The sequence below is a fragment of the Colwellia polaris genome (assembly GCF_002104515.1).
Classification (GTDB): Bacteria; Pseudomonadota; Gammaproteobacteria; order Enterobacterales; family Alteromonadaceae; genus Cognaticolwellia; species Cognaticolwellia polaris.
On record NZ_NBOE01000009.1, the window covers coordinates 133,158 to 155,988 of the forward strand.

Sequence of the window (22,831 nt, forward strand, 5' to 3'; positions counted from 1 at the left end):
TTTACTTAGTGAAATATTGGGTAATTATTATTCAAACAAAACTAAATATTAAGAAACTCTCGTATTTGAGTTTCTTGCTCTAGTGCATCATTAAAGCCTAGGTTGATTAACTCTTTGCAATAGGTTTTCTCAAATAATAAATAGCTAAGTAAGCTTGATTCTGCATCATTGCTTATACCAATGCCGCGTAATAATAAGCGAATCGACATCGGTAGCTTATCGTAATACTTTACGGCAATTCTGTTGAAGTTATGGCTTGGGTTTATTACATAAGATTCAATATTCTTTAAACCTGATGTTTTCTTTTTATTTTCATCTGGAATTAAAGATAAGGTATGATTTACGCGCTCCATTCGCTCTATATCACTTTGCAAGGTATCTGAAAATATTGAATCTAGTAAGTGACCCGCTATTGCCGCTGTTGTTGGTGGGTGAGGGTTATTCTCTTGTGCATGCAAAGGCTCTTTTGGTTGTTCTACACCAACGATAAATATTTTTTCAGCGCCCAAATGAATAGCAGGGCTTAATGGCGACAATTGATGCACTGAGCCATCACCTAAATGGTGTCTTCTTACTTTTTCAGAGGGAAATACCAGCGGAATGGCGGCAGATGCCATTAAATGTTGGCTGTTTAATTGTGTTGGTTCGCCACGTCGTTTAGATCTAAACCAAGGTGAAATGGAATCTTCAGATTGAAAAAAGCTAATAGAGTCGCCGCTTGTATAGCTTGATGCTGTTACAGATACCGCCGAAAGGTAACGGCGCCTAATATTTGTGTCGATGCGGTTAAAATCTACTACGTTCTCTAATAGTTGCCTAAGTGGGGCATTGTTTAATAAGCTGCGGGCATTTTTATTTGCATAGTCAGCCTGAAAGCCTCCTAAAAAACCACCAATAATGTGGCTATACACACGAAACGGATCCGTATGGTAAATTCTGCATGGGTCCAAGTTCTTCCAAACCCATTCCAACTTTTTAACCGCCAATTGAAAACATGAAGCATAGCAAGCTAATGCGGTTGAATTGATAGCACCAGCAGAAGTACCACAAATAATTGGAAAGGGCACACCATGGTTTCGTGGCATAAATTTAGCTATGGCAGACAATACACCTACTTGATAAGCAGCTCGCGCACCGCCTCCGGTTAAAACTAAGGCATTATTACTGTCAATATAGCTGCGTTTGTTGGACATTCAGGAAACCGATTTTATTGAGGAAAAAAGCATTGAGGTGATTTTAATCAGTTTTCATTAGTGTTGCTAGCGGTAATTAATATTTGAGGATTGGTAGATGAAAAAAAGGCCAGCTAATGCTGGCCTTTTTAATGACACAAGAATTATTAACTAATAAAACATACAACTTTGAGCAGTCTAACGTCTATCAGAAAATAAATTTCTAGCTGCTAACGCGTTCGTTTGCAGCGTCGATTAATGGTTGCGATCCATTTTGAATAAGTGCCAGGTTAGCTGTAACTGTTTTCTTTGGTAATTTACTAATCATCAAAGAACCCGTTTTAACTGAACCTTTATTAGCAGCGAATTCTAACAAGTTTTGGCCATTACACTGAATACCAGTAAAAATATTGCGAATTTTTAATTTATTCGTCTTTAAGAATGAGCGCATACGCTTTTTGTCGTCAGCAGCAACATACTCACATACACTTTGTGCAATGTTAGCAGCTTGCGCTTTCGGGGCAGAAATAATAGACGTCATCGTTAAAGCTGTAATGGTTGTAACTAGTAATAATTTTTTCATTTTAATAACCTTTTTAATAATTAATTAGAGTTAGTAAAAGAAAAAACCACAGGATGTACCTAATAACACGGTAACTCCGCTGTCATAGATAAATAGTATATTTACCCTTAGACCGGTGGTTTTGCGTAACACGTTTTCGCGTGTTTTGCCTTTTCTTTGTCAAATTTAAGTATCTCTAAAATCTAGCTAAATTGCAACCCAACTGTAATATTTCGTGCGAATTTTGTAAGGTTTTTGAATGATTGGTGAAAATTTAGAATATAAAAAAGGGGCCTATGCCCCTTAATTATATTATTGATTTAATTGTAATTATGAAATTTTACAATCGCATCTCAGGTACATCACCTTCAACGACTAACTCACCCTCAGTTAATGAAATTATTTCTTCAACTGATACACCTGGTGCTCGTTCTAATAAATAAAATTTACCATTTTTAATTTCGATAAAAGCAAGGTCTGTTAGTACTTTTTTAATACAACCTTTACCTGTTAATGGCAGGGTACAGTTAGTTAATAATTTAGATACACCGTGTTTTGAGGCATGTGTCATGGTAACAATAATATTGTCTGCGCCGGCAACAAGATCCATTGCGCCACCCATACCTTTAATTAATTTACCCGGTATCATGTAAGAAGCAATATTGCCGTTTACATCAACTTCAAATGCGCCTAAAACGGTTAAATCAACATGTCCACCACGGATCATAGCGAATGACTCGGCAGAATCAAATATTGAAGCGCCTTTTGCCATAGTAACGGTTTGTTTACCGGCATTGATTAAGTCTGCGTCTATTTCGTCTTCGGTAGGGAACTGTCCCATACCAAGCAAGCCATTTTCAGATTGCAGCATAACTTCCATACCTTCAGGCACATAGTTTGCCACTAATGTTGGAATGCCTATACCTAAATTAACGTAATAACCGTCTTGTAGTTCTTGTGCAACTCGCTGTGCTAGTTGCTCTCTTGATAAAGCCATAAATTACTCCTTACTAGCTGCGAATAGTGCGCTGTTCAATGCGTTTTTCGAATGTACCTAAAACTAAGCGGTTTACATAAATACCCGGTGTGTGGATTTGATCCGGGTCTAATTCACCCGGCTCAACAATTTCTTCCACTTCTACTACGGTTATTTTACCTGCCGTTGCGGCCATAGGATTAAAGTTGCGCGCAGTTTTTCTAAACACTAAATTACCGTAGCGGTCGGCTTTCCATGCTTTTACTATCGCAAAGTCACCAGTAATAGCGGGCTCTAAAATATAATGTCTGCCGTTGAATTCACGTTCTTCTTTACCTTCGGCTACTGGTGTTCCGTAACCTGTTGCCGTAAAGAAAGCAGGAATACCGGCACCACCGGCACGCATTTTTTCGGCTAATGTACCTTGTGGTGTTAACTCAACGTCAAGCTCGCCATTCATCATTTGACGTTCAAATTCTGCGTTTTCGCCAACATAAGATGCAATGATTTTTTTGATTTGACGATCAGGCAGTAAAATACCAAGACCAAAATCGTCAACACCGCAATTGTTTGAAACAACGGTTAAACCTTTAGTACCTTTGCGTTTTATTTCGCTAATGAGGTTTTCAGGAATACCACATAATCCAAAACCACCTGCAATAACGGTCATGTTGTCTTCTAGACCTTCCATTGCTTCTTCATAGCTTGACACTACTTTGTCAAATCCTGCCATTGTTCGATCCTCAATAAAAATTAATGTCTTTTTACTTTCAAGCCAACGAAAATATTATTGTTATTTACGTTAGTACAATTAACGGGTGCTATATCGCATGCTTATTTTGCACGATATGCCACCGATACTTTAGATATCGGTGCTTTACCTAGTTTGTCACTAATAAACCAACCTGCTTTAAGCAGTTTGTCGAAATCAATATTAGTGGTTATGCCTAAACCATTGAGCATGTAAACCACATCTTCGGTTGCAACATTTCCTGATGCGCCCTTAGCATATGGACATCCACCAAGACCTGCAATAGCACTATCGACTACCTTAACGCCAGCCTGTAATGCACTGTAAATATTGGTTAACGCTTGACCATAGGTATCATGAAAGTGTACGGCCAGTTTTTCAACCGGTACCTTAGTACTAACCGCCTGTAACATTTTGCTTACACTGGCAGGCGTGCCTACGCCAATAGTGTCGCCAAGTGATATTTCATAACAACCCATTTGGTATAGCTTTTGTGCAACTTTTGCCACTTGTTCAGGAGCAACTTCACCTTCGTACGGGCACCCAACGACACATGAAACATAACCTCTTACAGGAATGTTTGCGGCTTTGGCTGCCTGCATAATAGGTTCAAAGCGTTGTAAGCTTTCTTCAATCGAGCAATTAATATTTTTTTGACTAAAGGCTTCAGAGGCTGCGCCGAAAATAGCAACTTCGCTGGTATTAACTGCTACTGCAGCTTCAAAGCCTTTCATGTTCGGTGTTAGTGCCGCATAAGTAACGCCCGTTTTGCGTTTAATACCGTTGAAAACATCAGTAGAAGTTGCCATTTGTGGCACCCATTTGGGTGAAACAAAGCTGCCGCTTTCAATGTAGTTAACGCCAGCATTGGCTAATTGTTCAATTAACGCAATTTTATCTGCAGCGCTTATTTGAACTTTTTCATTTTGCAGGCCATCGCGCGGGCCAACTTCTACTATTTTTACTGACGATGGCAGTGTTGGTGTCAATATATTTGTCATTATGCTTCCTCGGCAGTAAAAGCAACCAGTTCAGCGCCACCGTCAACCATATCGCCATCGTTGTAATAAATAGCATCAACAATGCCATTACTTGGCGCACGAATGGTGTGCTCCATTTTCATCGCTTCCATGATCATTAAGGGTTGATCAGCCGTAACCGTATCGCCTGCTTTGATTAATACCGACACCATGGTGCCATTCATTGGCGCAACTAAGCCGCCATGATTATCATCAGCGGTGTTATCGCCACAATCAGGTAAAATATGGGTAAAATTAAACACGCCATTTTGACGATACAGACTAATTTGATTGGCATTTTTAGCGATGGTTGCATGGCTGCGGTAACCATCTATGCTGGCATGCAAAGTATCGTTTTCAATGCGACCCTGACAATCAAGTGTTTTACCATCAACCGTGATTAAGTAATAACTGCCACTGCCTTGTCGTTTTTGTTCAACAACAACTGGGTATTCAACACCATTATGCGCTAATACCATATGATGAATATTAGCTTCGTTTAGGCGCCATGCATTGGTCATATTCCATGGTGAAAATGAGTCGTTAGTTTTAGCGGCGTTTAATTGCGCTTGTTGTGCTTGTGCTAACACTAAATAAAGCGCAGCCATTGGCAATTCACCGGTTAGGGCTTGCTCATTGTCGTGGAAAATAATCGCTTGGTTTTTTTCGATAAAACCGGTATCTATATCGGCATTAACAAACGGAGCACAAGTCGCTAAGTTATAGAGAAAATCAATATTGGTGGTTACGCCACTAATGCGGTATTCCGACAAGGCTTTTGCCATACGTTGTAAAGCTTTTTCACGGCTTTCGTCCCATACGATTAACTTGGCAATCATAGGGTCGTAAAATACGCTAACATCGTCGCCTTGACGCACGCCAGTATCTACACGCACAAACTCACTTTCAACAGGCGGTTGTAAAAAGTCTAAGGTGCCGGTTGCGGGTAAAAAGTCGTTGTTTGGATCTTCAGCATATATACGCGCTTCAAAAGCATGACCATTAATTTTAAGCTGATCTTGAGTTTTCGGTAATACTTCGCCTGCGGCGACACGTAATTGCCATTCAACTAAATCTTGGCCAGTAATTAATTCGGTAACAGGGTGCTCTACCTGCAAACGAGTGTTCATTTCCATAAAGTAGAATGAACCGTCAATATCAAGTAAAAATTCAACCGTACCTGCACCTTGATAACCAATGGCTTGAGCCGATTTTATTGCAGACTCACCCATTTGCGCACGTAACTCTTCGCTCATGCTAAAGGCTGGCGCTTCTTCAATCACTTTTTGGTGACGACGTTGTACTGAACAATCTCGTTCAAAAAGGTAAACCGCATTTTGATGATTATCACAAAACACTTGAATTTCAACGTGGCGTGGTTGTGTTAAGTATTTTTCAACCAACATGGTATCGTCGCCAAATGAAGATTTAGCTTCACGTTTAGCGGCTGCAAACCCTTCAGAGAATTCACTTTCACTCCAAACTTGGCGCATACCTTTACCACCGCCACCGGCCGTTGCTTTAAGCAATACCGGGTAGCCCATGTCGTCGGCTGCTTTTTTAATAACCGCTTCAGATTGGTCGTCGCCATGATAACCGGGCACTAATGGTACTTGTGCCTTTTCCATGATGTTTTTAGCGGCAGACTTTGAGCCCATCGCTTCAATAGCGCCAACGGGAGGACCAATAAAAGTAATACCTTCTGCGGCACACATGCGACAAAAGTCAGCATTTTCAGAAAGAAAACCATAACCTGGATGAATGGCTTGTGCGCCAGTACGTTTTGCCGCTTCAATCACTTTTTCAGATAATAAGTAACTTTCACGTGAGGGTGAGCCGCCAATATGAATGGCTTCATCGGCCATATTAACGTGTAAAGAATCAGCATCGGCATCAGAGTAAACCGCAACCGTTAATATACCCATTTTACGGGCAGTTTTAATAACACGACAGGCGATTTCACCACGGTTAGCAATTAGTATTTTAGTAAACATGAGTATTATCCTTCGCCTTTATTTGTTGATGTAGTTGGCTTTGCTGAGTTCTGGTGAGTAGCTTGCCAAGTAGGTTGGCGTTTTTCAAAAAAAGCCGTTAAGCCTTCTTGACCTTCAGTTGACACACGAATAGCAGCTATGCGTTCGCTGGTGTTTTTTATTAATGTTTCGTTAATGTCTTGATAAGCCACATCAAACGCTAATTGTTTTGCTTGTCGAACCGCTAACGGGCCATTAGTTAATAAGGTTGTTACCATTGTTGAGACCGCGTTATCTAATTCATCTAATGGGTATACTTCATCAACCAAACCAAGTTGTTGTGCTTTGTCAGCAAAGAAACGTTCGGCTGTTTGAAAATAACGTCGACTGGCTTTTTGGCCAATCGCATTCACCACATAAGGGCTAATGGTGGCGGGAATTAAGCCAAGCTTTACTTCACTTAAACAAAAGCTGGCTTTGTTACTAGCAAGTACAATATCGCAACAACTAGCAAGGCCAACAGCGCCGCCAAAAGCCGCACCTTGTACTTTTGCAATCGTGGTTTGCGGTAAAAAATTTAAGCTTTTTAACATTTGAGCAAGAGCATTAGCATCAGCCAAATTCTCGTCATAAGAATAGCCTGCCATGCGCTTCATCCAGCCTAAATCTGCACCGGCAGAAAAGCTTTTACCTGATGATGCTAACACCATAACGTTGATGTCATCGCATTTTGCTATGGCGGTAAATAAGTTGTCGAGTGCAGCGATAATACTATCGTCAAATGCATTGTGTTTTTCAGCGTTATTTAAAGTAACGGTGGCAACCCCAAAGTCGTCAACCGAAAATAACACTTTTTCGCTAGGGCTTTTTATATTGCTATGTGAAATCATATTCAATCTACCCTACATTCTAAACAGACCAAATTTGGTCTCTTCAATGGTTTTGTTAAGTGATGCAGAAATAGCTAAGCCAAGCACTTGGCGCGTATCAGCCGGGTCGATAACACCGTCATCCCATAAGCGGGCTGAAGCATAGTAAGGGTGGCCTTGATGCTCGTAAGTATCGATAATAGGTTGTTTAAAGCTCGCTTCTTCTTGCTCGCTCCATTGTTCGCCACGTTTAGCTTTTTGATCGCGTTTAACTTGTGCTAATACGCCAGCTGCTTGTTCGCCGCCCATGACTGAAATGCGTGAGTTGGGCCACATAAATAAGAAACGAGGATCGTAAGCACGACCACACATGCCATAGTTACCCGCGCCAAAACTACCGCCAATTAAAATGGTGAATTTAGGTACTTGTGCTGTGGCAACAGCAGTCACCATTTTTGCGCCATGCTTAGCAATACCGCCGGCTTCATATTGTTGGCCGACCATGAATCCAGTAATGTTTTGTAAAAATACTAAGGGTATTTTGCGTTGTGCACATAGCTCGATAAAGTGAGCGCCTTTTTGTGCCGATTCACCAAATAAAATCCCATTATTGGCGACAATGCCGACTTGATAGCCGAAGATGCGAGCAAAGCCACAAACTAAGGTGGTACCGTAAAGGGCTTTAAATTCGTCGAATTCGCTGCCATCAACAACACGGGCAATAATTTCTCGTACATCAAAAGGTTGGCGAGAGTCTTTTGGCACAATACCGTAAACTTCTTCGGTGGCATAAGCCGGTTCAACCACTTCTTTAATTGCCATTTGTACTGGTTTAACACGGTTTAAATTACCGATTGCACTGCGGGCAATCTCTAACGCGTGGTGATCATTTTGTGCCATGTGATCAGCAACACCTGACGTACGACAATGCACATCTGCGCCGCCTAAGTCTTCTGCACTAACTACTTCACCCGTCGCCGCTTTAACTAATGGCGGACCTGCAAGGAATATTGTGCCTTGTTCTTTAACAATAATTGATTCATCAGCCATGGCTGGAACATAAGCGCCACCGGCGGTACATGAGCCCATAACCACAGCAATTTGCGGAATACTTTGCGCTGACATATTCGCTTGATTGAAGAAAATTCGACCAAAATGTTCTTTATCTGGAAAAACATCATCTTGGTTTGGCAGGTTTGCACCGCCTGAATCAACCAAGTAAATACAAGGTAAGTTATTTTCTTGTGCGATAGTTTGGGCACGTAAATGCTTTTTAACTGTTAGCGGGTAATAGGTACCGCCTTTTACGGTTGCATCGTTGGCAACAATAATACATTCTTGACCACCAACACGGCCAATACCGGTAATAATGCCGGCAGCAGGTACGTTATCGTCGTAAACTTGGTAAGCGGCTAATTGTGATAATTCAAGAAAGGCAGAGCCTGGGTCAAGTAGGGCGTATACACGATCTCGAGGTAATAATTTACCACGAGATAAATGACGTTCGCGGCTGCGTTCACCGCCACCCAATTTTATTTCTTCGAGTTTGACTTTTAAGTCATCAACTTGCACTTGCATATGCGCAGCGTTTTCGATGAACTCAGGGCTGCGGGGATTAATTTTCGATATTATCTTAGCCACGTTATAACCTTATTTTTTGTTAATCTTGTGCTTCGTTAGCGTGTTTATATTTAACAGAGCATATTGATATTGTTGTCGATGCACTAATGTGTAAAATTTACATTTAATCTGATGCTCAACTTTAGGAGCGTTCAATAGCAATAGTCACTGGTTTAGCTTGTTTTCATTCTTTTAAATCAGCTTTTAAAGCCAATAGCGTGCATATTAAAGTCACGCGCATTGGCCATATAAAAGTTAAATTAAACTGATTCGTTAAATAACTCGCGACCAATTAGCATACGACGAATTTCTGAGGTACCTGCGCCAATTTCATATAACTTAGCATCGCGTAATAAACGGCCCGCTGGAAATTCATTGATGTAACCGTTACCACCGAGTAACTGAATCGCATCTAAGGCCATTTTAGTGGCAAGCTCTGCAGAGTATAAAATTACACCTGCGGCATCTTTACGGGTAGTTTCACCGCGATCAGCTGCCATGGCACATAAATAAGCATAAGATTTAGCCGCATTCATTTGTGTGTACATGTCGGCAATTTTGCCTTGAATTAATTGGAATTCACCAATAGCTTGGCCAAATTGCTTTCTGTCATGAATGTAAGGTACCACTAGGTCCATACAAGCATCCATAATGCCTAATGGGCCACCGGTAAGTACTAAACGTTCGTAATCTAAGCCAGACATCAATACGCGAACGCCTTTGCCTTCTTCACCTAAAATGTTTTCAGCAGGTACTTCACAATCTTGGAAAACTAGTTCACAAGTGTTAGAACCACGCATACCTAATTTGTCTAGTTTTTGATGACGAGAAAAACCTGGGTAGTCGCGTTCAACGATAAAGGCAGTAATACCTTTAGAGCCGGCGTTAGTGTCAGTTTTTGCGTAAATAATATAAACATGCGCGTCAGGACCGTTAGTGATCCACATTTTGTTACCGTTAAGAATGTATTTGTCGCCTTGCTTTTTAGCTGAAAGCTTCATGCTTACTACGTCAGAGCCAGCATTTGGCTCAGACATTGCTAGTGCGCCAATATGTTCACCAGTACAAAGTTTTGGTAAGTATTTTTCTTTTTGCTCGTGGCTACCATTTTTGTTTAATTGGTTTAAACAAAGGTTAGACATAGCGCCGTAACTTAAACCTACTGAGGCAGAAGCACGTGAAATTTCTTGCATAGCCACCATGTGTTCTAAGTAACCTAAACCAGAGCCACCGTATTGCTCATCAACGGTCATACCTAATAAACCTAAATCGCCAAACTTGCGCCATAAATCCATTGGAAATTCGTTATCAATGTCTATTTGTGCTGCACGAGGGGCAATTTCGTCACGAGCAAAGGCGTTAACCGAAGTGCGGATCATGTCAACGGTTTCACCGAGGTTAAAATTCATTGATGAGAAAGTAGAAATCATAGTAGTACCTTTAATATGTGTTTATCGTTTAACGCTTTATATTGGCGTACGTGGTAATTAATTTAACGCTTGTTATTTATCAATTGACTCGAGCGCTTTTTGACAGTTAGTTTCTAAACCGGTTAATTCGATTAATACGGCTTGAATATCTTCTAACTGTTGATTCAAATCATTTTTTTTGTTTGAAATTAAATCCATAATTGTTTTTAATTGCGTAGCACTGGATTTATCAGCATCGTAAAGTTCGAACAATCGACCTGTTTCAGCTAATGAAAACCCTAAGCGTTTGCCGCGTAGAATTAACTTTAGTCTAACTCTGTCTCTTTGGTTGTATATTCTTGTTTGACCTTTGCGCGTTGGCAATATTAACCCTTGATCTTCGTAAAAACGGATACTACGGGTAGTAATATCGAACTCTCTGGCTAACTCACCTATAGAGTAGGTAACAGGGGTAATATCGCTCATTATTATTGCTCAAAGTTATTTGTAATTGTTATCTGAGTGTTACCTTACAATAAGTTTACGTTAACGTAAAGTGTAAGCTTGATTTCTAATCTTTACTTTTTTATTCAATGTTATTGAGTAACGAAAAGTACTGTTGTAAAGAATGCTTGTCGGATTAGCGATTTAAGAAAGCGCTAACACTAAAGAACCACAAAGTTTACGTTGGCGTAAACTACGTTTTGCGGTAAAGTGTTGGCAAATTTTATCGATTAATACCAATATTTATCGAACAACACTTTGTCGGAGAGCTTATGTCTACTCAAGATCCTATCGTTATTGTTGCTGCAAAACGTACCCCTATGGGCGGTTTTATGGGCGGTTTATCAGCAGTTAGTGCTACTACATTAGGTGCAACTGCAATTCGTGGTGCTATGGATGCCGCTAAATTATCTAATGATCAGGTTGATGAAGTGATCATGGGTTGTGTTTTACCTGCAGGTTTAAAACAAGCGCCAGCGCGTCAAGCAGCATTAGAAGCTGAATTAGACTTAACAACAGCTTGTACAACGATTAACAAAGTTTGTGGCTCTGGTATGAAAGCGGCCATGCAGGCACACGATGCCTTATTAGCTGGTTCTATTGATGTTGCTATTGCTGGCGGCATGGAAAGTATGACCAACGCACCACATTTATTACCTAATGGTCGTTCAGGTATTAAAATGGGTCATGGTCAAGTGCTTGATCATATGATGACTGATGGTTTAGAAAATGCTTATGACGGCGTTGCTATGGGCTGTTTCGCACAAGCTACTGCTGATGAGTCTGCATTTACGCGTGAAGAAATGGATGCTTATGCTATTCGCTCACTTGAACGTGCAAATACCGCTATTGCTGATGGCGCATTTGTTAACGAAATTTCACCGGTAACGATTAAGTCGCGTCGCGGTGATTCAGTATTTGAGATTGATGAGCAGCCAGGTAATGCGCGTCCAGATAAAATTCCAAGCTTGCGCCCAGCATTTAAAAAAGACGGTACGATAACCGCTGCTAACTCAAGCTCTATTTCTGATGGTGCTGCTGCTTTAGTGATGATGAAATTATCAGAAGCACAAAAGCGTGGTTTAACGCCTTTATGTAAAATTGTTGCTCATGCTATGCATGCACAAAAACCAGCAGAGTTTACCGTTGCACCGGTCGGCGCAATGAAAAAGGTATTAGCGAAAGCAAACTGGACTACTGCTGATGTTGATTTATTTGAAATTAACGAAGCGTTTGCCATGGTAACTATGTTAGGCATGAAAGCATTAGATTTAGATGTTAACAAAGTTAACGTTAACGGTGGTGCTTGTGCATTAGGACACCCGTTAGGCGCTAGTGGCGCTCGCATAATGGTGACATTAATTCACGCTTTGAAAAACCGTGGTTTAAGTAAAGGTCTGGCATCTTTATGTATAGGTGGCGGTGAAGCAACCGCAATTGCTGTTGAAATGATGTAAGCATTATCTTGACTGTAAAAGCCCACTTGATGTGGGCTTTTTTGATCTTATTTCTTTGTTATAAAATGTGTTTTATTCTAAAGTGCAAGACACTGACTTTGGTACTCCAACCTCTATTACGTTCAGCCATTAAACAAGCATTTTAAATAAAAAGAAATACTTAGTAACATTTGTGGAAGCAATAGTTGTTGAATTGTTTAGGCAGATTTAGGTATAAACACTGAGTATTAAATACACTGCTCCAAATTAATAATAGGGAATTTATGAGATTTAATTATATTCAGGCATCACTTTTAGCCTTGTTAGCTATTACTTTTACCCAGAATGTTCAGGCCGATAGTTTGTCAGATTTACAACAAGCCTTGGTTAAACTCGATGGTAGTCATCCAATTTCAGGCGATCTTAACGTTTCGTTTGAAGAGTCTAGGGGGGAAGGTAAAGATAAAAAATTAAAAACAGGCGCGATAAAATCGACACTTTCTGAAAGTAATGCAGGCTTAGATATTCGATATTCAAAAGGTGTTTTAGAACGAATAGCACAAGAAAATAAACTTAAATTAGCTGACGAAAATGCAGATACACCGGCGTTAAATGGCGCAGAAATATTGTCAGCATCATCTTTAATTCCAATACTTTCATCGGCACAGAAAATTTTAGATGCTATTGCCAAAGGTAAATTAAGAGGCGAGACCGAAATAGAATATTTGGGTCAACAAGTCAGGGTACTAGATTTTGAATTGCCATTAGAGAGCTTTATTGATGATAAGAAAACTCGCGGTTATGTCGATAAATTTAAAGGTAGTTATAAAGTATTGATTAATGCGCAAGGTGTGCCTGTTGAAACTCGTTTAAGTTATTCAGGCAAGGGCAGTGCATATATCTTTTTCTCTATGACTGCAGAGAGTGAAATTACCTCACAGTTTCATGTACAAGGTTCGCGCTTGGTTAGAATTAATAGAAGTGTACAGTCGAGCTCTTCTTCAACCTTTAATGATCGAACCTATAATGGTAATTGGGCATTAACTCTGCATTAAATCGGCACAGGTTCAGCATTAGTTATTCAAGCCGGAATGAAAAGATAATGAAAGGAAAATCATGAGCATTAAATTTACGCCGCTTTCTAAATCTGATGCTAACTTTGCTGAGGTAATCGAGCTTTATAAAGAAGCCTTTACTACGGTTAGACATGTTCCATCATGGATGCTCAAATTTATGATGAGAAAAGGTAAACCAGGCTTTAGCGTACTTTATGAAAATAACCTATGGATTGGTTTGCTTTATATCACAACTTACAAAGATATAGTGTTTGTGCACTTTTTTGCGATTTCTGCAGCTTATCGTTCTAAAGGCTATGGCAGCAAAGTTATAGATGCAATGAAAGAAAAGTTCGCTGAGAATAGGATTGTACTTAATATAGAAGAGCTTACACAAGACTCGGCAAACTACCAACAAAGAGTAAAGCGCAAAGCCTTCTATCAAAAAAATGGTTTTCTAGCTTCAGGTTACATTGTTAAAGAGCCAGAAGAGCGGCTTGAAATGCTAACCTTAAACGGCAATATCAGCCAAGAAGAAATACAAGCTATGTATAAGCATCTTTTTGGCGGTGTGCTTGGTTTTCTTTATCGCCCTAAAGTTATCAAAACTTGTAGTAGTGAGAATGAGTAACTTTTTAAGTTAAAACAGTTACTCATGCGCAAGAGATAATCTCAAGATTTTTGAGGCAAGCCACATGAGTTAAACTGCTTAGTTTCTCCTCTTACTGCTACTCCTACTATTGCTTTGTCGGTTATTTTATCTATTTTCTAGATTGTGGCTAAGTAACCATTGATAAATACTAATATCATAAGTGTCAAATCTAGGGTCATAAACCGCTTGAGCAAATCCGCCCTCTAATGCTTCGAGATTAAAAACAGCATGATGAATGGCATGCTCTGCGCCAATAACAAGTGCTAGCTTGGGTAATGTAAGTGCTTGGCAATTATCTAAAATAGCACGGTAAACCTTAATGGTATTATTAAAAGGAATGACTTCGTCGTTAGTGGCATGGAACAGCCATAAAGGCACACGTTCAATACCGCAAAAATTATTTGCTAAAGGGTCTACTTCATCAGCAAAAGCAGGCGACACAGCAGCAACTGCGGCAATTTTTTCAGGAAAATCTTTAGCATAAGCTGAACTTAGAAATCCGCCTTGACTATAACCTGTTAAATATATTCTATCGCTATCAATATCGTAGGCACGCATGGCATATTCAACAAAAGCGTCTAGTCTTTCTTTGTAACCTGCGCTTGGCACCGAACCTAAATGTGGGGCTAATACGACAAATGGTAACGTGCTATCCCATTGACCATCTTCAATTAGTTTTGGAATACCGTAATTATCAATCACGGCTTCAAGTGCGAGTGTTGGATCTGTAGTATCGGTAAACTCTAAATTTCCGCCACCGCCATGTAAATAGATCATTAAAGGTGGCTTTATCGCTGTTTGGCCATAATCAACAGGAAGGTGTTCTAGGTAACTGAAGTTTGCAATGGTGCTACCGATAGGGCGACGAGAAAAGTTTTCTGCTGTATTTCCAATTACACGAACGATCCTGATTTTTTCTATCGCCAACTTACTCGAGCTGTCGGTTACTGAATATCTAACAAGGTAATCACCTATTTCTGCGTTATTTACTTGGCTGTTAATCTCGATTGCTGCTGTTAGATCACCATCTTGTTGATCAATTGCTGTGGCGCCTGCTTCAACATAATTTTCACCCAGCGCAAGTATGATAGTTGCTTCGCCCAGTAAGGTAATATTTGGTCTGTCAGGATCTTCTGAGAAGTCAGTTATTGGTGCATCCCACCATATTTCAACTGGAGGCGGATCAATTATAAGGCATGCATCTTCTGAACGAGCGCAAGGTCTTTCTTCAGAGCCTCCGCCGCAAGCGGTTAACAATATTAGACAGATAAAGGCTGCAGAATTCTTAAAGTATGAAGCCAGAGATATCTTTAAATTTATTCTTGGGCTGGTATAAATGCCTGTGTTTTTAAATAGCTGAGAATAATGCATAAATCATTTACTCTTTTTGTTATCGGTTCAATAGCAAGTTATTGAATTATAAGTTACTAGTAACTTTAATTTACTCTTTTATTATCAGCCTGTTAAGCCTTCTTACATCGCCAGGACAAATTGATAGCGTCATATAGAATATAACCTTATTTAAACCTTGAATTCAAATAAGGTTAAAACTTGAGCTCAAATAAGGCTAAAACTCAGCTTAACATTTAGCTTAATAACGCAATTATTTTATCTCCATATAGCTCAAGTTTAGTTTTACCTAGCCCATTTACGGCAAGTAACTGACTCAAGGTTTTAGGGGCTGTTCGGGCAATATCTATTAATGTGGCATCATGAAAAACCACATAGGCTGGTACGTTTCGTTCTTTTGCCCAAAGTGCTCGCTGTTGCTTAAGCTTATCGAAACTAGCCAATTCTGATGTTGTTAAATCATTCTCAATACTCTGTTTTTTGTTTTGAGCCGATTTAGTGTTTTTATATTTTTGTACTTTAAGCTCAATGCTACATTCACCTTTTAATAGCGGCCTTGCTTTCTCGGTGAGCTTTAATACGCCATAATCCATTTCAACCGCTAAAAATCCCATGGAAATGAGTTGCCTAAATACCGTTTGCCATTGCATGGCTTTAAGTTCATTACCTATATTAAAAGTAGAGAGTTGATCGTGCTTGAAACTGGTAATTTTCGGAGTTACTTTCCCGGTAAGTACATCAATTTGATGACCCACTCCAAATCGCTGACCGGTTCTATAAACCGTAGAAAGCGCTTTTTGAGCCGCGCTGGTGCCATCCCAAGTTGTTGGAGGCGTTAAACAATTATCACAATTGCCACAAGGCTCTGCTAAGGTTTCGCCGAAGTAATTTAACAATACTTGTCTGCGACACGAGCTAACTTCACAGTAGCCCAGTAGTGCGTCTATTTTGCGCTGAGTTATAAATTTAAACTGTTCATTGCCATCACTTTGACTCGCCATTTGCTTTAGTTTTATAACATCTTGCATGCCATAGGCTAACCAAGTGTTTGCGGGCAAGCCATCTCGCCCCGCGCGGCCTGTTTCTTGATAATAAGCTTCTATACTTTTGGGTAAATTTAAATGCGCTACAAACCGTACATCGGGTTTATCAATACCCATACCAAAAGCAATAGTGGCGACAATAATAATACCGTTTTCTCTGAGGAAACGTTGCTGGTTATTATCTTTAATTTCAGTGGCTAAGCCTGCATGATAAGGTAAAGCTGTTTTTCCTTGTTCGCATAACCACTGAGCGGTTGTTTCAACAGATTTGCGTGACAGGCAATAGACTATGCCGGCGTCGTTCTGGTGTTCGCTATTAATAAACCTTAAAAGCTGTTCTTTACTGTTTTTATGTTCACTAATTCTGTATTGAATATTGGCTCTGTCAAAACTGTGAACAAAAATTTTCGCATTAGCTAGGTTTAAAACCTGTACGATTTCTTCACGGGTTTTTAGATCTGCAGTCGCGGTTAACGCAATTTTGGGCGTGTTAGGGTAGCGAGAACTTATAATGGATAGTTGTTGATATTCAGGCCTAAAGTCGTGACCCCATTGCGATACACAATGTGCCTCGTCAAAAGCAAATAAGGCGATAGGGGCTTGATCAAGCAGTGAAAGAAAATAGTCACTTAAGAGCCTTTCTGGCGCAACATAGACTAAGTCGATATTACCCGAGACAATAAGCTGCTCAACGCGGCGTTGCTCTTCATAATTTTGTGATGAATTTAAAAACTCAGCCTTTACCCCTTGCAGTTTTAATGCATCTACTTGATCTTTCATCAAGGCAATAAGAGGTGATACCACTATGCCAACACCTTGCAACACTATTGCTGGAATTTGATAACACAATGACTTTCCACCACCTGTAGGCATAAGGGTGAATACATCAGCGCCATTAATTAATTCATTAATGATGTTTGATTGTTGATGGCGAAAATCAGCGTAACCGAAAGTATTTTGTAAAACTGATTTGGCGGTATTGATATTCACGTTAAGTCCTTTTTGGGCTAAATGTTGTTAGGTAGACTAGTAAATTAATAAAGCTAAACTGATAAATTAGTCATTGTTTTATATGATTTTACATTGTTTTAATCATTTTATAGCGATGTAAAACATCTAAAGCACTAGGTTTAGATATGTTTTATGTAAATAAAACCTTTCCGTAAAAACCATAGGTTCTTGTGCGTTATCTATTCGCCAATAAAGCACAGCCAAGCTTAAAGCGTAATTATAGTCCGTTAATTGAAGTTCATATCAATGGAGTATCGTTAACCATTATCGCTTATTTTGTGGTGTATAGCTTGCTAAACAGGGGCTACTCTTTAAAGATTGTCGATAAGTGCTTATAAAATTGCACATAAAAATAGTAACTTAAGTAGCTATACAACATTAATCATAAAAAGTTCAAAAGCCAATGCAAATAAGATTAATTATCATTTGCATTGGCTTTTATTGTTAGTTAATATCTTGTTCTCACTAATTAAGACTCTCAATAAAAGTATAAAAACATGAACTCTCAACAAAAACTTCAACAAAGAAATAAAATGACATTGGGTGCTCAAGCAGTAGCGGCGGCATTGGTATTTAGCGGTACAAACGCATATGCAGCAAACAACGTAGAAAACTGTGATAAAGACAGTGCTGTTGTTTGCGAATCTAAAGAAATTAATAAGTCAGATGAAGCAATTGAATTAATTAAAGTTCATGGTGCTAAAACCTCTGTTTATTTACATGATGAGTCTGGCGATATTCGTCGTGTTGCTGAACTTGTTGATACGCCGCAAATGATCACCGTTTTAACGCAAGACCAAATTATTGAAGCCGGTAAAACTGATCTTAAAGATATACTTTCAGCACAAGCGGGTATTACTTTAGGTACAGGCGAAAACGGTAACGCTTTTGGTGATCGTTATATTATTCGTGGTCATGAAGCGCGTAGTGATGTTTTTGTTGATGGTTTAAGAGATCCCGGTATGAGCACGCGAGAAAGCTTTGCTACCGAGCGTGTTGAAATTACCAAAGGGCCAAGCTCAACTTTTGCCGGTCGAGGTTCTTCAGGCGGTGCTGTTAACAGTATTACCAAGAAAGCTTCTGTAAACTATAATTTTGGTCGTGTTGATGCCGGTATAGGTACTGATGAGTATAAACGAGTAACACTCGATTATAACTTACCGTTAACAGAGAACAGTGCGATTAGACTAAACGCGTTAATTTCTGACGAAGATAAACCAGACCGTGAAGGCGTTTCTAATGAAAGAAATGGCGTACAAATCTCTGCTGTTTATCTTCCAACACAAGCCTTATCGATTACAGCAGATGGCTATTATTTAGATGCAGAAGATGTACCTGATTTAGGTAGTTATTTCGACCGTGATGCACGTAAACCTGTTAAAGATATCCCGGTTTATTCACAAGAGTCAGACTTTTTAACTTCTGAAGTAAAAACCTTTACCTTACGTACAGAATATGAAATTAACGACAATGTTACCCTTTATAATGCTACGCGTTTTGGCGATACAAAAAATGGTTATATAACTACCGGCGCAAGTGGTACTAAGCGTGCAGATAGTGATCCAGCAGCGCCTGGTGCAGCAACTATAGGCTTAAGTACACACCAAGGTTATCAAGACGTTTCTTATGCTAGCACACAGTTTAACTTGTTCTGGAATACCAACATTTTAGATTTAGAGCATAACTTTGTTTTTGGTGTTGAATATACTGATGAAAGCGTTAAAAATGGTGTTTATGACATTAATTATGAAAATCCAACAAACTGTATAACATCGGGTCGACGTGGTGATAGCCCAGGTTATTGTATTATCGACGCTGAAGGCCAACAGTTTGATAACCTTGATCAATTAATGGGCAGAACATATAGCCGCGGAGATAACGATGCGGTGCTAGATATTGAAACTGTCTCAGCTTACATGTTAGACACAGTACATTTAACCGATAAACTTGATATTTTTTATGGTGCAAGGTTAGATAACTTTGACTACAGCAATGAAGCAACAAGTGGTGGTACATCAGCACTTTATACATATTCGGATACTATGTACAATGGCAACTTTGGCATAATCTATGATTTCTCAGAAGACGTTAATGTTTATGCCAATTACAGTACTGCAACCAATATTAATGGTGGTGAAACTGACCTAGGCGCAAACTGTGGCTATGGCGGTGTTTGCGGTAGTGCGACACAAGTTCCTGATTCAGATCCAGAACGTGTTGAAAACATTGAGCTTGGTACTAAGTTAATGTTATTAGATGATAACTTTATGTTCAGCGCGTCGATTTTCCAAATTACAAAAGATGATGTAATGGAAAGTGTAGGTGATGATGATTACGCAACTTTAGGAACATTAAATACCGGTGAGAATAGAGTAAAAGGTATTGAAATTGGCTTTGTTGGCGATATTACTGAAAACCTAAGTGTTCAGTTCTCTGCTACATCTATGGATTCTGAAGTGTTAGACTCAATAAACGATGAAAGCATTGGCTTAGCATTAAGTAACTTTGCTGAAAAAAGTGTTTATTTGCAGTTAAGATATCAACTTAATGAATCGTTTGTTGTTGGCGGCGATTACGCTTATCAAAGTGAAATGTATGCGGGCCAACCTGATACAGCCGCAGGTTACGACAGCGAAAACGAACAATACAGTATTGTTGTACCAAGCTATCAAGTTGTTAACTTATTTGCTAATTACTACGCAACCGACGATTTAACCTTTAGATTAAATATAGGTAACGTTTTTAATGAAGAATACTTTACAGCCGCTTATCGTTCGGGTGCATTTATGTACTTAGGTAGCGCTTCAAGCACAAAACTTACGGCAACATATGAGTTTTAAATAAACCTTAACTCATGTAAGAAACATATATAAATTGAGTTAAATAGGTAAAGTGTAGTTATGATTGTTATAGAAAAAATATTATCTAAAGAAGACGTAAGTGCTTTTCGTCAACAACTTACTAACGCCCCTTGGGGTGACGGTAGTAAAACGGCGATGGGTATGGCGGCTTCGGTAAAAAATAACAATCAGGCTGATGCCAATGATATCAGTGTGCGCCAATTAGCTAATCAGCTGTTGTCGCGCATTGGTGAAACGCCAAAAATAGTATCAGCTGCTTTACCTAATAAAATATTCCCACCTTGTTTTAATCGCTTTAGCGAAACTCAAGAATATGGTTATCATGTAGATGCAGCAATTATGAGAATGCCTGATAGCTCAGAAGTATTGCGCAGTGATATGTCAATGACCACATTTTTAAGTGAGCCTGAAGAGTATCAAGGTGGCGAATTAATTATTTCTACTGAATTCGGCCAGCAGTCAATCAAATTGCCGGCAGGTTACGCGGTGGTATACCCTTCAAGCAGCTTACATAAAGTTACCGCAGTTACACAAGGGCAGAGAATAGCCGCCATTACCTGGATGCAGAGCATGATATCTGACGCCACTATTCGCCAAAATCTCTACCAGTTAGATCAAACTATTCAAGCTTTGATCAAAGAAGATAAAACCTCACGAACTGAGTTAGACAATTTGCATAATGTTTACCATAACTTAATTCGTCAGTTTGCCCAGCTATAATAAGCTTTGGTTAAATATTCAAAGCAAAACTCAACAACACGCGTTTACCCGATTCGATTTTTGAAACACTGTGTTCATATTTATCAGGACGAAATAAATAAACTCTGTTAAACAGGTTTAAAATGCAGTTTGAACACTCAAACACGCCACCCGCTTTAGGCTGAACTAAAACAAAGTTTAATTTGTAATAACGGCCTTTTTGCACGGGATCACTATGCCGCATAACACTGTGGTTAGTAGGGTAGGTAACATAATTAATTGAAAAAACTCTACTAGTGAAAATTGCTTTGTTGGTTACTCTTTCGGTCATATCTATTCCATTACTTTGAGTTTATTAAACGTCGCTTAATCAACTTAAGTTAATTGTATTGGGTGTATTTTAGTTAAATACAAAGGGGAATACTGTAATGAAATGTTGTGCCTATTCTGAATTTTCGACAATGTTATTATGGGTGGCTTAGTTCACACTCAGGCCGAACGACTTGCTTGCAAAAAGCCAGCATCAATGTTGCCATATACTCATCTGTGAGAACGTCCTCTTTCGTATCTGAGTGAGCCACTTTTTACCTAGACATTATGTTGGTATAAATACTTTATAGTGACACTGGTCGTAGATATTTTCCAACTTAGGTTGTTTAGTCAAAGCTGCAGTAAATTTAGCATTGTAATACGTACTATTATGCTTAGTTGTATTAGTTTTATGAACTATGACGAGAGTCACGATACTGTTTTGGCGACATCCCCACCAATTTTTTAAACAAACGAGAAAAGTAATACGGGTCGCTATAACCCAAACCGCTTGCGATATCTTTGATCGCAATGTCGCTATTATCAAGTTGTGAGCAAGCATGTTGAATTTTCATATTAATAAAGTGTTGTATCGGCGAGCTATCGGTTAGTTCTTTAAACTTTTTAGCAAAATGAAATTTAGACAACTGACTATAGTGCGCCAGTGTGTCTAGGCTTAACTCTTGATGCAAACTGTTGCGCATAAGCCCTTCAACTGCCTCTAAGTCAAAGCTTGAGCTGTTATTAAACATGGTTAAACGTAATTGCAGAGCAAGAAAACTCAACGCTTGTTGCAAAATATGTACAGCATGAATAACGTTTGTTGCTGTGTAACCTCGCGCGCCCAATGCGAGTAAATGATCAAAGTCGCTTACTATATTGTTTAGCACGCCGACATGTGCGACACCATTATCCATTTTCATCAACAGTCGTTGCGCAAAATCTTGCGATAACGTACCGGTAAAGTTGATCCAGTACACAATATTGTCGTTGGTTTTGCTATCACGACTACTCGAGGTCTTTTCATTTTTCTTGTGCTGAGCGAGTGATTTTGTTGATTTATCTAGAGTGAAAGTGAAAGCAGTATCAGGATTAATAATAACAAGATCGCCACGTTTTATGACTTTTTCTTTACCTTGATATTGTAATTTCCCCGTGCCCGACAAACAATATATTAAACTATGACAATGGTTATTGGCTTGTTGCAATTTATAATTATTATTGGCTTGCGTTACACCTAAAGATACAGGGTAAAGCGCATCAGTTAAACGATGCTTAGAGAGTTTTTTAAGCAAAAATACGGGAATAAATAAGCGGATGTCTGCAGAGTTTTCAAGTGTTAATGTAGCCATATTTTGCGACAGTATTTTCCGATAAATCTTTAGTGGTCTAGTCACAATATAGTCCATTAAATTGACAATAAAATCAATGTTCATTGCATTTTTAGTGTGTTCTAATTTCTGCAATAAGTTTCCATTATCGCGTTTAACGACTAAACCTAGTGCATAAGTACTGTTTAGCTTGTGAATGTAAGATAGTTATTGTTTCACTATGTTGCTG

General features: G+C 39.2%; 19 protein-coding genes and 1 riboswitch. Of the genes, 5 read left to right on the forward strand and 14 right to left on the reverse strand.

Annotation, left to right across the window (positions count from 1 at the left end):
• Positions 1-41: 41 nt before the first annotated feature.
• From B6A32_RS14240 to B6A32_RS14285, 10 genes are all read right to left on the reverse strand, one after another.
• On the reverse strand, positions 42-1,193 hold the full coding sequence (locus B6A32_RS14240) for a patatin-like phospholipase family protein (RefSeq protein WP_085305222.1): 1,152 nt from the start codon (positions 1,191-1,193) through the stop codon (positions 42-44).
• Positions 1,194-1,395: 202 nt separating this feature from the next.
• Positions 1,396-1,755, reverse strand: a complete 360-nt coding sequence (locus B6A32_RS14245) for a DUF3718 domain-containing protein (RefSeq protein ID WP_101685966.1) — start codon at positions 1,753-1,755, stop codon at positions 1,396-1,398.
• A 66-nt stretch (positions 1,756-1,821) separates the two neighbouring features.
• Positions 1,822-1,915: riboswitch (cyclic di-GMP riboswitch) on the reverse strand.
• Between the two features lie 159 nt (positions 1,916-2,074).
• Entirely contained in the window at positions 2,075-2,731 is a 657-nt protein-coding gene (locus tag B6A32_RS14250) for a 3-oxoacid CoA-transferase subunit B (protein ID WP_085305224.1), read from the reverse strand.
• A 13-nt stretch (positions 2,732-2,744) separates the two neighbouring features.
• Complete coding sequence (locus B6A32_RS14255) at positions 2,745-3,443, reverse strand: CoA transferase subunit A (RefSeq protein WP_085305226.1); 699 nt, start codon at positions 3,441-3,443, stop codon at positions 2,745-2,747.
• Positions 3,444-3,544: 101 nt separating this feature from the next.
• A complete protein-coding gene (locus tag B6A32_RS14260; protein WP_085305228.1) occupies positions 3,545-4,462 on the reverse strand; it encodes a hydroxymethylglutaryl-CoA lyase in 918 nt (305 codons plus the stop codon).
• Positions 4,462-6,474 (reverse strand): acetyl/propionyl/methylcrotonyl-CoA carboxylase subunit alpha, encoded by a 2,013-nt coding sequence (locus B6A32_RS14265; protein ID WP_085305231.1) that lies wholly within the window; start codon positions 6,472-6,474, stop codon positions 4,462-4,464. Before B6A32_RS14265 ends, B6A32_RS14260 begins: the two co-directional genes overlap by 1 nt.
• Before the next feature lie 5 nt (positions 6,475-6,479).
• Entirely contained in the window at positions 6,480-7,343 is an 864-nt protein-coding gene (locus B6A32_RS14270; protein WP_085305232.1) for an enoyl-CoA hydratase/isomerase family protein, read from the reverse strand.
• Positions 7,344-7,355: 12 nt separating this feature from the next.
• Positions 7,356-8,963, reverse strand: coding sequence for a carboxyl transferase domain-containing protein (locus B6A32_RS14275; protein WP_085305234.1), 1,608 nt, complete (start codon positions 8,961-8,963; stop codon positions 7,356-7,358).
• Positions 8,964-9,202: 239 nt separating this feature from the next.
• Complete coding sequence (locus B6A32_RS14280; protein WP_085305236.1) at positions 9,203-10,372, reverse strand: isovaleryl-CoA dehydrogenase; 1,170 nt, start codon at positions 10,370-10,372, stop codon at positions 9,203-9,205.
• A 72-nt stretch (positions 10,373-10,444) separates the two neighbouring features.
• Complete coding sequence (locus B6A32_RS14285; RefSeq protein ID WP_085305238.1) at positions 10,445-10,837, reverse strand: MerR family transcriptional regulator; 393 nt, start codon at positions 10,835-10,837, stop codon at positions 10,445-10,447.
• A gap of 290 nt (positions 10,838-11,127) precedes the next feature.
• On the opposite strand from B6A32_RS14285, the gene B6A32_RS14290 reads away from it, so the two are divergent.
• The 3 genes from B6A32_RS14290 to B6A32_RS14300 all read left to right on the forward strand — a co-directional run bounded on the left by B6A32_RS14290 (position 11,128) and on the right by B6A32_RS14300 (position 13,977).
• Positions 11,128-12,312: an acetyl-CoA C-acyltransferase gene (locus B6A32_RS14290; protein WP_085305240.1), complete on the forward strand. Its 1,185-nt coding sequence runs from the start codon at positions 11,128-11,130 to the stop codon at positions 12,310-12,312.
• Between the two features lie 263 nt (positions 12,313-12,575).
• A complete protein-coding gene (locus B6A32_RS14295; protein WP_085305242.1) occupies positions 12,576-13,346 on the forward strand; it encodes a hypothetical protein in 771 nt (256 codons plus the stop codon).
• Positions 13,347-13,407: 61 nt separating this feature from the next.
• Entirely contained in the window at positions 13,408-13,977 is a 570-nt protein-coding gene (locus B6A32_RS14300) for a GNAT family N-acetyltransferase (protein WP_085305244.1), read from the forward strand.
• Between the two features lie 126 nt (positions 13,978-14,103).
• On the opposite strand, the gene B6A32_RS14305 is transcribed toward B6A32_RS14300, so the two are convergent.
• Both B6A32_RS14305 and recQ read right to left on the reverse strand, forming a co-directional pair.
• The gene (locus B6A32_RS14305; RefSeq protein ID WP_085305246.1) at positions 14,104-15,369 is read right to left on the reverse strand and encodes an alpha/beta fold hydrolase; all 1,266 of its coding nucleotides are present in this window, start codon (positions 15,367-15,369) and stop codon (positions 14,104-14,106) included.
• A 215-nt stretch (positions 15,370-15,584) separates the two neighbouring features.
• Positions 15,585-17,381: a DNA helicase RecQ gene (gene recQ, locus B6A32_RS14310; protein WP_085305248.1), complete on the reverse strand. Its 1,797-nt coding sequence runs from the start codon at positions 17,379-17,381 to the stop codon at positions 15,585-15,587.
• Between the two features lie 518 nt (positions 17,382-17,899).
• On the opposite strand from recQ, the gene B6A32_RS14315 reads away from it, so the two are divergent.
• Complete coding sequence (locus tag B6A32_RS14315) at positions 17,900-20,242, forward strand: TonB-dependent receptor (protein WP_085305251.1); 2,343 nt, start codon at positions 17,900-17,902, stop codon at positions 20,240-20,242.
• A gap of 60 nt (positions 20,243-20,302) precedes the next feature.
• A complete protein-coding gene (locus tag B6A32_RS14320) occupies positions 20,303-20,983 on the forward strand; it encodes a Fe2+-dependent dioxygenase (RefSeq protein WP_085305253.1) in 681 nt (226 codons plus the stop codon).
• A 10-nt stretch (positions 20,984-20,993) separates the two neighbouring features.
• Here the strand turns inward: B6A32_RS14320 and B6A32_RS14325 are convergent, their stop codons facing one another.
• Both B6A32_RS14325 and B6A32_RS14330 read right to left on the reverse strand, forming a co-directional pair.
• Positions 20,994-21,293, reverse strand: a complete 300-nt coding sequence (locus tag B6A32_RS14325; protein ID WP_085305255.1) for a hypothetical protein — start codon at positions 21,291-21,293, stop codon at positions 20,994-20,996.
• Between the two features lie 388 nt (positions 21,294-21,681).
• Positions 21,682-22,737, reverse strand: a complete 1,056-nt coding sequence (locus B6A32_RS14330) for an AraC family transcriptional regulator (protein ID WP_085305257.1) — start codon at positions 22,735-22,737, stop codon at positions 21,682-21,684.
• Between the last annotated feature and the right edge of the window lie 94 nt (positions 22,738-22,831).

Excerpts from the sequence above, each read along its gene's own strand:
- B6A32_RS14240 (WP_085305222.1), bottom strand. The coding sequence starts at position 1,193 with ATGTCCAACAAACGCAGCTATATTGACAGTAATAATGCCTTAGTTTTA.
- B6A32_RS14245 (WP_101685966.1), bottom strand. The coding sequence starts at position 1,755 with ATGAAAAAATTATTACTAGTTACAACCATTACAGCTTTAACGATGACG.
- B6A32_RS14250 (WP_085305224.1), bottom strand. The coding sequence starts at position 2,731 with ATGGCTTTATCAAGAGAGCAACTAGCACAGCGAGTTGCACAAGAACTA.
- B6A32_RS14255 (WP_085305226.1), bottom strand. The coding sequence starts at position 3,443 with ATGGCAGGATTTGACAAAGTAGTGTCAAGCTATGAAGAAGCAATGGAA.
- B6A32_RS14260 (WP_085305228.1), bottom strand. The coding sequence starts at position 4,462 with ATGACAAATATATTGACACCAACACTGCCATCGTCAGTAAAAATAGTA.
- B6A32_RS14265 (WP_085305231.1), bottom strand. The coding sequence starts at position 6,474 with ATGTTTACTAAAATACTAATTGCTAACCGTGGTGAAATCGCCTGTCGT.
- B6A32_RS14270 (WP_085305232.1), bottom strand. The coding sequence starts at position 7,343 with ATGATTTCACATAGCAATATAAAAAGCCCTAGCGAAAAAGTGTTATTT.
- B6A32_RS14280 (WP_085305236.1), bottom strand. The coding sequence starts at position 10,372 with ATGATTTCTACTTTCTCATCAATGAATTTTAACCTCGGTGAAACCGTT.
- B6A32_RS14285 (WP_085305238.1), bottom strand. The coding sequence starts at position 10,837 with ATGAGCGATATTACCCCTGTTACCTACTCTATAGGTGAGTTAGCCAGA.
- B6A32_RS14290 (WP_085305240.1), top strand. The coding sequence starts at position 11,128 with ATGTCTACTCAAGATCCTATCGTTATTGTTGCTGCAAAACGTACCCCT.
- B6A32_RS14295 (WP_085305242.1), top strand. The coding sequence starts at position 12,576 with ATGAGATTTAATTATATTCAGGCATCACTTTTAGCCTTGTTAGCTATT.
- B6A32_RS14300 (WP_085305244.1), top strand. The coding sequence starts at position 13,408 with ATGAGCATTAAATTTACGCCGCTTTCTAAATCTGATGCTAACTTTGCT.
- B6A32_RS14305 (WP_085305246.1), bottom strand. The coding sequence starts at position 15,369 with ATGCATTATTCTCAGCTATTTAAAAACACAGGCATTTATACCAGCCCA.
- B6A32_RS14315 (WP_085305251.1), top strand. The coding sequence starts at position 17,900 with ATGAACTCTCAACAAAAACTTCAACAAAGAAATAAAATGACATTGGGT.
- B6A32_RS14320 (WP_085305253.1), top strand. The coding sequence starts at position 20,303 with ATGATTGTTATAGAAAAAATATTATCTAAAGAAGACGTAAGTGCTTTT.
- B6A32_RS14325 (WP_085305255.1), bottom strand. The coding sequence starts at position 21,293 with ATGACCGAAAGAGTAACCAACAAAGCAATTTTCACTAGTAGAGTTTTT.